The following is a 12,551-nucleotide window of genomic DNA, read 5'->3' as shown; positions in this document are numbered from 1 at the left end:
CAGACACATAATCCTTCGACAGATTCGGATTTTCTGCATGGCGACAGGTTCAGCCTCCACCGACAAGACGCACGCAATCCCCTCAACCGTGTGGGTTCTGGGCGTTGTCAGCCTGTTGATGGATATCTCATCCGAAATGGTGCAGACGCTGCTGCCGCTTTATCTGGTGGCGGGATTGGGCGCATCCGCGATGACGATCGGCTTTATCGAAGGCCTGTCGGTTGCCATCGCCACGGTGACCAAGCTCTTTTCCGGCGTGATATCCGACTGGACTGGCCGCAGAAAGCCGCTCGCGGTGGCAGGCTATGGTCTCGCCGCCCTCTCCAAGCTGATCTTTCCGCTTGCCACCACGGCTGGCGGCATCGTCACCGCCAAAGCCATCGACCGCGTTGGCAAGGGCATACGTGGCACACCACGCGACGCCCTGATTGCCGATGTGACGCCGCCGGAAATTCGCGGCGCGGCCTTTGGCCTGCGCAAGTCACTCGATACGGTTGGCGGCTTTGTCGGTCCGCTTGTCGCTATCGGCCTGATGGTGGCGACAGGCGGCAATATTGTCGCGATCTTCTGGATTGCCGTTATCCCGGCCTTCCTTGCGGTTGCGCTTTTGATCGTCGGTATTCGCGAGCCGGAAACACCCCCTGCCCGCTCTAAAGGCTTGCCCCGTTTTGCCGATACGGGAAAACTGAACACCGCCGTCTGGATCGTCATCGCCGTCGCGTCGGTCCTGACGCTTGCCCGGTTCAGCGAAGCATTTCTGCTGCTCAAGGCGCAGGAAGCCGGTTTTACCGCCGCTTGGGTGCCAATCACCATGGTCGTCATGCATGCCGTCTATGGGCTGACCGCCTATCCCGTCGGCAGCCTGTCGGACCGGATGGGCCGCAAGGGCCTGCTCGCCGCAAGCCTCGGCTTTCTCGTTGCCGCCGATCTGGTGATCGCTCATTCAACGACGATCTATCCGTTTCTGGCGGGTATTGTCCTGTGGGGCCTGCATATGGGCTTTTCACAAGGCATTCTGGCGACGCTTATCGCCGATACCGCACCCCCGCATCTCAAAGGCACCGCCTTCGGCATCTTCAATGTGATCACCGGCTTTGTCATGCTGGCGGGCAATGTCGGCGCTGGCTGGCTATGGGAAGCCTATGGCTCGTCCTCGACCTTCCTCGCCGGAGCGATCCTTTCGGCCATAGCGCTTGTGAGCCTGCTCGCGCTTCCCGGAACGCCTAAAGCGGCATCGCCGAAGTCTGCTTGACCGTCTGGCTCGGAACGTCGGTCTTCAGGTTCTGCACGCCTTTGATGCGGCTTAGATATTCCGACTGGAAACGCCGATATTCCTCGATATCCGCCGCGACCACGCGGATCATCGCGTCGTAATCGCCCAGCATGAAATAACATTCCAGCACTTGCGGCAGCTTCAATATTTCGCGTGCAAACTCCTGAAGCGTTTCCTCATCCTGCCTGTCCAGCCGGATGCGGGTGAAGAAGGTCAGCCCCTTGCCGATCTTGGCCGGATTAAGCACCGCAACATAGCGTCGATCACGCCCGCCTCTTCCAGAAGCTTGACCCGCCGCAGACACGGCGACGGCGACAGCCCGACCTCGCGCGCCAGATCATTATTGGCGATGCGCCCGTCGCGTTGCAGCACACGCAATATCCGCTTGTCGATCTCGTCCAGCTTCATTGGCCACCGATTTCATTTACACCCAAACTATTGGCATTTTCTGCCAAATATTAATGCCATACACTAGCTCCCACAAGGCAATTGCTCAAGATACTGATTACATTAGCGAATACTTCCAGACCAGCGCACCGCATGCGCGAATTTCCGGCAAAGGTTATGAAGCGGCCAGTTTGCCGCGCAAAGCCAGAAAGAGATCAAGTGGTTCCAGCAGCTGTGTCTGGACTGGGAACCACGCGGATAAGGGGCAGCCGCGAGGCCAGCCAACGGGATTTTTATGGATATTCCACCGTTCTATGCATCTCAAGAAAGCACATTTAGCAGCCATCAAATTAGAAGGTCAGAATTCCGCCGCGGAGCCATTGCCGTGCTTCCGGTTCTGCTGGGTGCTTTTCCCTATGCCATGGTTATGGGCGCGCAGGCTGTACACAAAGGCCTCAGCCTGTTGTCCGTCATGTTGATGGCCGGCATGAACTTCGCGGGCGGTTCGGAGTTTTCGGCAATCCGGCTCTGGACGTCGCCACCGCATGTCCTGCTCATCGCGGCGATTACCTTTCTGGTCAACAGCCGCCATCTGCTGATGGGTGCCGCCCTTGCGCCCTTCATCAGCCATTTGCCGAAGCGCACGGCCTTCATCAGCCTGTTCCTGATGTGCGATGAAAGCTGGGCGCTTGGTCTAGCCGATGCGAAGCACCGCCAGTCTAAGGACGTCAACCCGGCGCTGAGCCTGAAATTTTATATGGGCGTTGCCATCCCATTCTACGTGGCATGGCTGTCCGCCGCCACGTTGGGCGCTGTCCTCGGACCGATGGTGGGGGATCTCCGCCCCTATGGCTTCGACATGGCGTTTCCGGCGGTCTTTCTGGTGCTGCTCGCAGGCATGTGGAAAGGCCTTAACGCAGCGCGTCCGTGGTTCGTCAGCCTCGCCGTCGCCGCAGTCACCTACCTCACCATTCCAGGCGCATGGTATGTCGCCGCTGGCGCAGTTTCCGGCCTCGTTGCAGCCTATCTTCTGGCAGATGCAGAATGATTGACCCCTTAGTCCTGCTCACCATCATCGCGATGGCCAGCGTCACCTATCTGACCCGCATCGGCGGCTATGTACTGCTGCGCAATCGCACACTCAGCAAACGGTCGATGGCGGTGATGGAGGCCGCGCCCGGCTGCGTACTGATTTCAGTCATCGCACCGGATTTCGTCTCCGACAGGCCCGCCGATCTTCTGGCGCTGGCGATTACCGTTCTCGCCGCCACGCGCTTTTCCATGCTGCCGACCGTGCTGATCGGCATCGGCACTGCCGGTCTTTGCCGCCACTTTATCGGATAGCTTCTATATCGCCCCGCGCTTCATTGGCCACGAATTCCATTTATGCCGATATTGTTGGCATTCACTGCCAAATATTGCTGCAATCGGCCAATCTTTGCAACCCGATTGCTCAAGACATTGGCTATATTGCCGTTCGCTCTCAAGCAAAGATGCTGGGGTAATAGACAAGGGGCAGCCGCGAGGCCAGCCAACGGCGGTTTTATGGATATTTCACAGGCCTATGTGCCACAGCAAAGTAAACCGGCGTCGGAATTCCGTCGGGGTGCCACCGCCGGACTACCGGTTTTGCTAGGCATTATTCCCTATGCTCTGGTGCTGGGCGCGCAGGCTGCACAAAAGGGCCTAAGCGTCCTCGAAGTGCCGTTGATGACGGGCCTGAATTTCGCGGGCGGCTCTGAATTTGCCGCGATCCAGCTCTGGACCTCGCCGCCGCATGTTTTGCTCATTGCCGCGATCACGCTTCTGGTCAACAGCCGCCATCTTTTGATGGGTGCCGCCCTTGCGCCTTTCATCCGCCATCTGCCAAAGCGCAAGGCTTTCGCCAGCCTGTTTCTGATGTGCGATGAAAGCTGGGCGCTCGGCCTCGCCGATGCGAAGCGCCGTCAGGCGAAGGGCGTCAATCCGGCGCTGAGCCTCAAATTCTATGCCGGTGTCGCCATCCCGTTCTACATTGCATGGGTGCTTTTCACCACGCTGGGCGCGGCCTTTGGCCCGATGATGGGCGACTTGCGGCCCTATGGTTTCGACATGGCGTTTCCGGCGGTGTTTCTGGTGCTGCTGGCAGGCATGTGGAAGGGCTTTGCCGCAGCGCGCCCGTGGCTGGTCAGCCTTGTTGTCGCCGCCGTTACCTATCTCACCATTCCCGGCGCTTGGTATGTCGCCGCCGGTGCACTCTCCGGCCTCGTTGCCGCCTATCTTCTGGCAGGTGAAGAATGATCGATCCGTTAGCCGTTCTCACCATCGTTTTGATGGCCAGCGTCACTTATCTGACCCGCATCGGCGGATATGTACTGCTGCGCAATCGCACACTCAGCAAACGCGCGACCGCCGTTATGGAAGCCGCGCCCGGTTGTGTGCTGATATCGGTGATCGCACCGGATTTCGTCTCCGACAAGCCCGCCGATCTTCTGGCTCTGGCGATCACCATTTTCGCCGCCACGCGCTTTTCCATGCTGCCGACCGTGATCATCGGCATCGGTGCTGCCGGTCTCTGCCGCTACCTGATCGGATAGCGGCAGCACAGGTCAGTGCAGGTGCTGCAACTTGTCGGGATTGCGGACGACATAGATCGCCGCAATCTTTCCGTCTTCGATATCGAGCGCCGTGGTCTGGATCTGACCATCCGATTCCAGCGAGATGAAGCCCGGCAGACCATTGATGAAGGTGGTGCGCACCAGCGTTGAACCATTGGCCCTGAAATAGCCGGCAAGCTTCTCGTGAATTTCCATAACATCGGTAAAGCCGAAAATCGGCTTCGGGAAGGCCGGGCGTTTTCCGCCGCCATCCGCATGCATATGCACGTCGGCGGCCAACATGGTGCCCAGCGCATTCATGTCGCCGCTACGCGATGCCGTGAAGAAAGCCTGCGCCAGCTCAATCCCGCGCTCTCTATCGACCTGAAAACGCGGTCGTTCTTCGCGAACATGCTTGCGCGCGCGGGTCGCGAGTTGTCGGCAGGCCGCCGCATCGCGCTGAATTGTTTTCGCTATTTCGTCGAAGTCGAGACCGAAGACATCGTGCAGCAGAAAGGCCGCGCGTTCCAGCGGTGAAAGACGCTCCAGCGCCAGCATCAACGGCAGGGTCACATCGTCGTCTTCCTCTTCCTCCTCGACCACCGGATCTGGAATCCACGGGCCGAAATAAGTTTCGCGCTGCCGCTGGCCGGATTTAAGCCGGTCGAGACAAAGCCGCGTCACCGTGCGCCGCAGGAAGGCTTCCGGCTCGCGCACCGCGCTGCGGTCGGCGTTCATCCAGCGGATGAACGCCTCCTGCACCATATCTTCCGCATCGGCGACGGAGCCGAGCATGCGATAGGCGACACGGATCAGTTTCGAACGCAGCGGATCGAAAATCTCCGCTGCATCGTCATGCGCCGCCCCCCCTGCCATCAGGCGACCGCCTCAGCAGTCTTTTGGGCCGGAGCCTTTGCCGCCGCTGGTTCAAACCAGAGGCCGAAGCCAACGGCCATGCGGTTCCAGCCGTTGATAATATTGATCATCAGCGTGAGATTCACCTGTTCCTCCTCCGTAAACTGCGCCTGCAGGGCCTTGCGCGCTTCGACAAGATCATGCCCCTGCGAGAGACGCGTCAGCGCATCCACCCAGCCAAGAGCCGCCCGTTCCCGCTCAGAATAGCATGGCGCTTCCTGCCAGGCCGAGAGCAAATAAATGCGCTGTTCGGTTTCGCCCAGCGCGCGGGCTTCAATCGTGTGCATGTTGATGCAGTTTGCACAGGCATTGATCTGCGACGAGCGGATTTTGACCAATTCGATCAGGCTCCCTTCCAGACTGGCAGCAACGGCTTGCGAGGTGGTCATCCAGGATTTCATCAGGGCAGGAGCAGCATTGAATGGGTTCAGCGTGGCAGTCATGGTCTCGTTCCTTTCGGGTTTGATTTGATGGTTCGAAAGACATGACGAGCGAGCATCGCTGAATGTGACATGTGGGCAAAAAAATTTTTGCCGATAGGCGTTATTTTCCAAGTTCTCCCATAATCCATGCCCGAAAAGCCCGGATTTTCGGCACGTTACGGCGGGATTCGGGATAGACCAACCAATAGGAACGGCCATCATCGCAGAGGAGGTCGAAAGGCTGGATCAACAGACCCGCCGCAACTTCCGCCGTGTGAAAGGCAGGGGTGAGGATACCCATACCGAGGCCTGCCGTGGCCGCCCGCCCTTCCAGATGCTGCGCGCCCAGTCGGTTCTGCGTGTTGCCCCGCAGTTGCGGATCAGGAACACCAGCGGCTTCGAACCACAGCCGCCACCAAGGATCGCTGGCATCGATGGCGGGCAGGCGCAACAGATCAGCCGGCTCGCGCACCCCGCCAATGCTTGCCGCAAGTTTCGGGCTCAGCATGGGCGTGAACTGCGCCTTGATCAGCTCATGACTGACCAGCCCCGGCCAGTGGCCGGTGCCGGTGCGGATGGCGAGATCGACCTCGCTCTGGGTGAAATCGATCAGCTGGTCATTGGTATCGAGCCGCACCGCCAGAAGCGGGTGCTCCATCTGGAACGAACCAAGGCGCTGAACCAGCCAGTTGGCGGCGAAAGTGGCGACCGAGCTGATCGTGAGCACGCCTTCCGCATCCTCCCGCAACGTGGCGAAAGCCGTGCGCATCGTTTCAAAAGCCTCTGTAATGGACGGCGCCAGTCGCTCACCAAGCTCGGTCAGTTTCACTTGTCGCGGCATGCGCAGAAACAAGGGCGCGCCGACCCGCTCCTCCAGCATCTTGATCTGATAGCTGACGGCGGCCTGCGTCATGCCAAGCTCTTCCGCAGCCTTGGTAAAGCTTGCATGACGGGACGCGGATTCAAAGACGCGAATGGCGGATAAAGGGGGTAGCGACGACACCATGATACATAAGCCCTCCTTATGTATGGTAATCGACGTTCAATTGGAAAACAACAGCTTTTCCGGCCATATCTATAGGCAGAATTTAACTGAGCTGTCTCCCACAGTTCACAAAAGCAAAGCCGGAACCATGCAAAATATCGAGATCAATGCACCAGCCCATGCAGGCGCTTGCGCTGCGTCTGGCCCTGCCGGCAAAGCCACCACAGGCTGGTATCGTCTTTTCACCCGCTTGTTTCAGCGCAAGCCAGCGCCCTATGTCGTCAGCGAACACTCGCCCGACTATCTGCTGCGCGACCTTGGCCTCATGGAAGGGCGCACCTCCCGCCTCCCGCGCGGCGGACACAGACTGCCGGATTGGCGCTAACTCAAGCGCTGATAACGGCAAATCCCCGCGCCTTCAGGCCGCGACGATCCTCGTGCAAACTGCTGACGAGACGGTCGCGGCTGCCGCCCAGATGCGCGCTCAACAGCTTCGCCGCCTCGTCGGCGTCGCCTTCGCGCACCGCATCAAGGATCGCGTGATGCTCACGCCATGCGCGGGCAAGGGCCGCTTCGTCGCGCACTTCCAGCCAGCGCGCTCGTGACAGGCGCTGCATCGCATCACGCACGCCACGGCTCAAAAACTCATTACCCGACAGTCGCGCCAGTTCGATGTGGAAATCCATGCCGACCCGATGCCATTCCTCCCGCGAGGTTTCGGCGTCGCAACTGTCCAGCATCGCGCCAATCGGCTCGACGCCGCTGCGCTCATCAAGCGTCGCAGTCAGCCGGATCGCCGCCACTTCCAGCGCCTCACGATAAACGCCGATCTGATCGATTTCAGCAAGATTGATCGGCGAAACCGTCCAGCCGCGCCCTTCCCGACAGACCAGCCCTTCGGCTTCCAACCGCAACAGCGCGGCGCGGATCGGCGTGCGCGAGGCGGCGAACTGCGTCTCCACCCAGCGCTCGGTCAGGCGTTCGCCCGGCCCAAGCTCAAGCCCCAGGATCATGTCGCGGAGTTGCGTTTCCACTTGCCTCATCTGTGACATTGCCGACCGGTCTCCTGGAGCGGTTCCGGTTAAAACGGAATGGTGGAACCGCTCTATCTAGTTGTTTCACGCATTATCCCACGCAAAACCGCTACGCACTGTTGCTGGAAATGCTCTCGTTCACCACACCGTGAATGCTTGTTCCTGACGGGAGTTGACAAGACGAAGCAACAGGCGCATGCATGTATTCCGCTTTGGTATCCCAAAATGGAATACAATACAATCCCATTCCCGCATCCGCATTCATTCGCAGGACATGACATGAGTACGACCCAAGCTGCCGCCAGGGACGCCGCCGCGTTAGACGGCACCACTGGCCCTTTGGCTGGCCCGAAACAGGCTGAGGAAAACCACGAGCGCTACTGGAAACAGAACCTCCTCATTTGCCTCATCGGTTCGTTCACCACGCTTGTGGCCATATCGCTTCTGCTTCCTTTCCTGCCGCTTTATGTGGAGCAGCTTGGCGTGTCCGACCATGCGGCCATCGTGCAATGGTCCGGCATCGCCTATGGCGCAACCTTTCTCGCCGCCGCCTTCGTCGCGCCGCTCTGGGGCAAGCTTGGCGACCGCTATGGTCGCAAGCTGATGCTGATCCGCGCCAGTCTCGGCATGGCCATCGCCATGTCGCTGATCGGCATGGTAACGAGCGTCTGGCAGCTGGTCGCGCTACGCCTGTTCGTCGGCATTGCGGGCGGTTATTCCTCCGGCTCAATGATCCTCGTCGCGACGCAGACCCCGAAAGACAAAACCGGCTGGGCGCTGGGTGCGCTTTCGGCGGGCATCATGGCGGGCAATCTGGCCGGGCCGCTGCTCGGCGGCGCTTTGCCGCCGTTGATCGGCATCCGCGCCACTTTCTGGCTGGCGGGCGGTGTGATCTTCCTGACTTTCCTCGCCACAACTTTCCTGATCCGCGAAGAGCGCAAGCCGCCGAAACCGACCAAGGAACAGAGGGCGGAATCCATCTGGGCTGCGATCCCCGACAGAAAGCCTGTTCTGGCCATGCTGGTGACGGGCATGCTGCTGCTGTTCGCCAATATGTCGATCGAACCGATCATCACTGTCTATGTCATACAACTGATGGACGACCAGACCAAGGTTACGCTGATTTCCGGCGTCGTGATGGCGGCGGCAGCCTTGGGCAGCATCCTGTCCTCATCGCGCCTCGGACGACTGGCCGACCGCATCGGGCACAGATATGTCATCATCGGTGCGCTGGCGATTTCCGCATTGTTGCTGATCCCGCAGGCATTCGTCACACAAGCCTGGCAACTGATCGGCTTGCGCTTTCTGATGGGACTGGCGCTGGGCGGCCTCCTGCCCTGCATCACCAGCGTCATCCGGCACAATGTGCCGGACCGGGTTGCTGGCGGCATACTCGGCTATTCGGTCTCGGCGCAATATGTCGGACAGGTCGCAGGCCCGGTGGCAGGTGGCTTTGTCGGCGGCCATTTCGGGATGCGCGCCGTCTTTCTCGGCACCTGCCTGATGATGGCGTTTGGCGCGTTTTATAACTGGATCGTGCTGCGCCGCGCTTCACAGAACTGACGCAACCAAGGGATACTGGCTGTCATTCCATCGATTCCATGATTCTGGGACATTGAATGACAGACCATATCTTCGCGCCCTTCGAAGCGCTTGCAGCTGAACTTCTGCCGCATGCGCTGGAACATGGTGAGGACGGATCGCACGACCTGTCCCACCTCGCCCGCGTCTGGAAAAATGCCTCAGCCATTCAAAGCGTGGAAGGCGGCGACGCCGAAATTCTTTGCACAGCGGCAATTCTGCACGATTGCGTGAGTGTGGAGAAAAATTCCCCCGACCGGCACAAGGCTTCGCGCCTTGCAGCCGACAAGGCCTCCGCACTGCTGCGCAGCCTCGGCTGGGACGATGAGCGCATTGACCGCGTCGCCCATGCGGTTGAAGCGCACAGTTTTTCAGCCAATATCGAGCCTGTGACCATCGAGGCACAGACCTTGCAAGATGCCGACAGGCTCGACGCCATTGGCGTGATCGGCGCAGCACGCTGTTTTTATATAGCAGGCCGTATGGGAAGCGCCCTTTATGATTGGCGCGACCCGCGCGCGGAAGACCGCGCGTTCGACGATAAAACTTTTGCGCTCGACCATTTCCGCACCAAGCTGTTCAAGCTTGCCTCCGGTTTCAGAACGGAAACCGGACGGCGCATGGCCGCCGAACGCCATAAGCGGCTGGAAGCCATCTATGATGATTTTCTCGCGGAAGCAGGTGCATGAGATGGATTGTGGTTATGGTCAGCCGAAAATGGTGGAGTTTGAGAACCGGAGCGGAGTGTACTTAAAGGTACATGAGCACCGGAAGCGCAAAACAACGCCATTTGCAGGCGGCCAGAGCCGCAATCTCAGATAGAATAGCCGCCGTCGACACTCAGCGCCGTCCCCGTGACCATCGCGGCGGAGTCGGATGCGAGCCAAAGGGCAGCTTCGGCAACATCTTCCGGCGTCGAAAAGCGATCGAGCGGGATGGTTGCTTTCAAGGCTTCACGCGCTTGCGGCGTATCGTCTTCCAAAAACAGCTTCAGCGCTTCACTGTCGCTTTCCGCCGGGCAGATGCAATTGACGCGAATATTCTTGTTGGCCAGTTCCAGCGCCATCGCCTTGGTGGCGCTGATGATCCAGCCCTTGGACGCGCTATACCAGACCAGCCCCTTGCGCGGGCGCAGCGCGGTCGCCGAAGCAGTGTTGATGATGACGCCGCCACCCTGATGCTCCATGATCGGCACGACGATCTGCGTCGAATAATAGAGCGCCTTCATGTTGACGGCATGGATGAGATCGAAATTGTGCTCATCCACCTCGGTCAATGGCATGTTGCGATGCGTGAAACCGGCATTGTTGACCATGATGTCGATGCGCCCGAAGGCCTCGAAGGCCGCACGCGCCACGCGCTCCACATCGTCCTTGCGCGACACATCCGCCTGCACGGACAAGGCATTCTTGCCGATATGCGCCAGCTCGTCTTCTACGCGCTTCACATTGACGTCAGCCAGCACGACTTTCGCGCCTTCGGCTGCAAATCGGTGCGCCATGCCTGAACCGAAACCCGATCCGGCACCGGTGATGATTGCGACCTTATCCTGCAGCCTCTTCATGTCATTCTCCTTTGACAAAGCCGTTTCAGACTTTGTGTGCAAATCACTTGAAACACGATTGTTTGTTCCAATATGGCTTTAAGATGAACATGTCATGTGTGCATAAGCGGTTAACCCGACAAAACCGACAGGCTGCCTCCATGCGCGGTCATATCCCGATATCTGGCCCACATTTGACGCCCAGTTCAAATTCACGAGAATGCGGCAATCGGACGGTTGAATTTAAATCGATTAAATTATAAAGATGGGCCGCGCATATGGCACCGTTGTCATAGTAGGCTATGACTGACAGACTGATTTGCGCGAACGAAAGAAGAGAGCGACAGATGACCAGCCAGACTATTCCGGTAGAGCCTTTCGACTGCATCGTTTTTGGCGGCTCGGGCGACCTAGCCGAACGCAAACTGATCCCGGCATTGTATCAGCGGCAGCGTGCAGGCCAGCTCTCCGACCCGACGCGCATTATCGGCGCTTCGCGCAGCCCCATGACCGATGAGGAATATCGGAAGTTTGCGCGCGATGCCATTCATGAGCACGTCAAGCCTGCCGAAATCGATGAAAAGCAGATCGAAGAATTTCTGACCCGTCTCAGCTATGTCGCTGTCGACGCCAAGTCCGAAGAGGGCTGGGATGCCCTCAAGACCCTGATCGGCAAGAAGCCGGAAAAGATTCGCGCCTTTTACCTCGCAGTCAGCCCGACCCTGTTCGGCGATATCGCCACGCGCCTGAAGAGCCATGGCCTCATCACCCGCGACACCCGCATCATCGTTGAAAAGCCGATTGGCCGTGATCTGGATTCGGCAATGGCGCTCAACGACACGCTGGGCAGCGTGTTCCGCGAAGACCAGATTTTCCGTATCGACCACTATCTGGGCAAGGAAACGGTGCAGAACCTGATGGCGCTGCGCTTTGCCAATGCGCTTTATGAGCCGCTTTGGAACTCAGCCCATATCGACCATGTGCAGATCACCGTTGCCGAAGCCGTCGGCCTTGAAGGTCGCGCCGGTTATTACAACACGGCCGGCGCGCTGCGCGACATGGTGCAGAACCATATTCTCCAGCTGCTCTGCCTTGTGGCCATGGAACCGCCTTCGTCGATTGAAGCGGACGCGGTGCATGACGAAAAGGTCAAGGTGCTGCGCTCGCTCAAGCCCATCACCAATGCCAATGTCGAGGATGTGACCGTGCGTGGCCAGTATCGCGCGGGCGCTTCGGCGGGCGGAGCGGTACGCGGATATCTCGAAGACCTCGAAAGCGACACCAGCAACACGGAAACCTTCGTGGCGTTGAAGGCCGAAATCGCCAACTGGCGTTGGGCGGGCGTGCCGTTCTATCTGCGCACAGGCAAGCGTCTGGCGACCCGCGTTTCGGAAATCGTCGTGACCTTCAAGCCAATTCCGCATTCGATCTTCGGTGAAAGTGCTGGCAAGGTCATTGCCAATCAGCTCGTCATCCGCCTGCAGCCCGATGAAGGCGTCAAGCAGTGGCTGATGATCAAAGATCCGGGCCCGGGCGGCATGCGCCTGCGTCACGTTCCGCTCGATATGAGCTTTGCCGAATCCTTCAACGAGCGCAATCCGGACGCCTATGAACGGCTGATCATGGATGTGGTTCGCGGCAATCAGACCCTGTTCATGCGTCGCGACGAAGTCGAGGCCGCATGGCGCTGGGTCGATCCGATCCTTCAGGGATGGGAGTTGAACAGTCAGCCGGTCCAGGGTTACACCGCAGGAACGTGGGGGCCATCGTCGTCCATCGCATTGATTGAACGCGACGGTCGCACCTGGCACGAAACGTTATAAAGGACCCTGAAA

Annotated in this window: 14 protein-coding genes and 1 pseudogene; 9 read left to right on the top strand and 6 right to left on the bottom strand. The window is 59.1% G+C overall.

The window, feature by feature from the left end; translation table 11 throughout:
- The first annotated feature begins 37 nt into the window (after window positions 1–37).
- Window positions 38–1,252, top strand: a complete 1,215-nt coding sequence (locus HWD97_RS18980; protein WP_121539084.1) for an MFS transporter — start codon at window positions 38–40, stop codon at window positions 1,250–1,252.
- Here HWD97_RS18980 and HWD97_RS18975 read toward each other — a convergent pair.
- Window positions 1,224–1,681, bottom strand: a pseudogene (locus HWD97_RS18975) (Lrp/AsnC family transcriptional regulator). The gene HWD97_RS18980 and the pseudogene HWD97_RS18975 sit on opposite strands and share 29 nt — an antisense overlap.
- 274 nt (window positions 1,682–1,955) lie before the next feature.
- On the opposite strand from HWD97_RS18975, the gene HWD97_RS18970 reads away from it, so the two are divergent.
- The 4 genes from HWD97_RS18970 (at window position 1,956) to HWD97_RS18955 (ending at window position 4,236) form a co-directional block, all read left to right on the top strand.
- Window positions 1,956–2,708 (top strand): AzlC family ABC transporter permease, encoded by a 753-nt coding sequence (locus HWD97_RS18970; protein ID WP_109367033.1) that lies wholly within the window; start codon window positions 1,956–1,958, stop codon window positions 2,706–2,708.
- The gene (locus tag HWD97_RS18965; RefSeq protein WP_109367032.1) at window positions 2,705–3,004 is read left to right on the top strand and encodes an AzlD family protein; all 300 of its coding nucleotides are present in this window, start codon (window positions 2,705–2,707) and stop codon (window positions 3,002–3,004) included. Before HWD97_RS18970 ends, HWD97_RS18965 begins: the two co-directional genes overlap by 4 nt.
- 201 nt (window positions 3,005–3,205) lie before the next feature.
- On the top strand, window positions 3,206–3,940 hold the full coding sequence (locus HWD97_RS18960; RefSeq protein ID WP_109367031.1) for an AzlC family ABC transporter permease: 735 nt from the start codon (window positions 3,206–3,208) through the stop codon (window positions 3,938–3,940).
- Window positions 3,937–4,236 (top strand): AzlD family protein, encoded by a 300-nt coding sequence (locus HWD97_RS18955; protein WP_109367030.1) that lies wholly within the window; start codon window positions 3,937–3,939, stop codon window positions 4,234–4,236. The genes HWD97_RS18960 and HWD97_RS18955 overlap by 4 nt, the downstream gene beginning before the upstream one ends.
- Before the next feature lie 12 nt (window positions 4,237–4,248).
- On the opposite strand, the gene HWD97_RS18950 is transcribed toward HWD97_RS18955, so the two are convergent.
- The 3 genes from HWD97_RS18950 to HWD97_RS18940 all read right to left on the bottom strand — a co-directional run bounded on the left by HWD97_RS18950 (window position 4,249) and on the right by HWD97_RS18940 (window position 6,579).
- The gene (locus HWD97_RS18950) at window positions 4,249–5,112 is read right to left on the bottom strand and encodes a sigma-70 family RNA polymerase sigma factor (protein ID WP_109367029.1); all 864 of its coding nucleotides are present in this window, start codon (window positions 5,110–5,112) and stop codon (window positions 4,249–4,251) included.
- On the bottom strand, window positions 5,112–5,594 hold the full coding sequence (locus tag HWD97_RS18945) for a carboxymuconolactone decarboxylase family protein (RefSeq protein ID WP_109367028.1): 483 nt from the start codon (window positions 5,592–5,594) through the stop codon (window positions 5,112–5,114). Before HWD97_RS18945 ends, HWD97_RS18950 begins: the two co-directional genes overlap by 1 nt.
- A gap of 100 nt (window positions 5,595–5,694) precedes the next feature.
- On the bottom strand, window positions 5,695–6,579 hold the full coding sequence (locus HWD97_RS18940) for a LysR substrate-binding domain-containing protein (protein WP_109367027.1): 885 nt from the start codon (window positions 6,577–6,579) through the stop codon (window positions 5,695–5,697).
- Between the two features lie 127 nt (window positions 6,580–6,706).
- On the opposite strand from HWD97_RS18940, the gene HWD97_RS18935 reads away from it, so the two are divergent.
- Window positions 6,707–6,943 carry a hypothetical protein gene (locus HWD97_RS18935; protein WP_109367026.1) on the top strand — a complete coding sequence of 79 codons (237 nt, stop codon included), beginning with the start codon at window positions 6,707–6,709 and terminating at the stop codon, window positions 6,941–6,943.
- A gap of 1 nt (window position 6,944) precedes the next feature.
- Here HWD97_RS18935 and HWD97_RS18930 read toward each other — a convergent pair whose 3' ends face one another.
- Window positions 6,945–7,610, bottom strand: a complete 666-nt coding sequence (locus HWD97_RS18930) for a GntR family transcriptional regulator (RefSeq protein ID WP_109367025.1) — start codon at window positions 7,608–7,610, stop codon at window positions 6,945–6,947.
- A 261-nt stretch (window positions 7,611–7,871) separates the two neighbouring features.
- On the opposite strand from HWD97_RS18930, the gene HWD97_RS18925 reads away from it, so the two are divergent.
- Both HWD97_RS18925 and HWD97_RS18920 read left to right on the top strand, forming a co-directional pair.
- A complete protein-coding gene (locus tag HWD97_RS18925; RefSeq protein WP_371835449.1) occupies window positions 7,872–9,155 on the top strand; it encodes a multidrug efflux MFS transporter in 1,284 nt (427 codons plus the stop codon).
- Between the two features lie 56 nt (window positions 9,156–9,211).
- Entirely contained in the window at window positions 9,212–9,862 is a 651-nt protein-coding gene (locus HWD97_RS18920; protein WP_109367024.1) for an HD domain-containing protein, read from the top strand.
- Between the two features lie 125 nt (window positions 9,863–9,987).
- Here HWD97_RS18920 and HWD97_RS18915 read toward each other — a convergent pair whose 3' ends face one another.
- Window positions 9,988–10,737, bottom strand: coding sequence for an SDR family oxidoreductase (locus HWD97_RS18915; RefSeq protein WP_109367023.1), 750 nt, complete (start codon window positions 10,735–10,737; stop codon window positions 9,988–9,990).
- A 326-nt stretch (window positions 10,738–11,063) separates the two neighbouring features.
- Here HWD97_RS18915 and zwf point away from each other — a divergent pair, with 326 nt between their 5' ends.
- Window positions 11,064–12,539 carry a glucose-6-phosphate dehydrogenase gene (gene zwf, locus HWD97_RS18910; RefSeq protein ID WP_109367022.1) on the top strand — a complete coding sequence of 492 codons (1,476 nt, stop codon included), beginning with the start codon at window positions 11,064–11,066 and terminating at the stop codon, window positions 12,537–12,539.
- The last annotated feature ends 12 nt before the right edge of the window (window positions 12,540–12,551 follow it).

This window comes from Ochrobactrum sp. C6C9, from assembly GCF_022627935.1.
In the GTDB taxonomy this organism is placed as follows: domain Bacteria; phylum Pseudomonadota; class Alphaproteobacteria; order Rhizobiales; family Rhizobiaceae; genus Brucella; species Brucella teleogrylli.
Note: the sequence above shows the minus strand (reverse complement) of the source record. Positions and strands in the feature narration are given on the sequence as shown.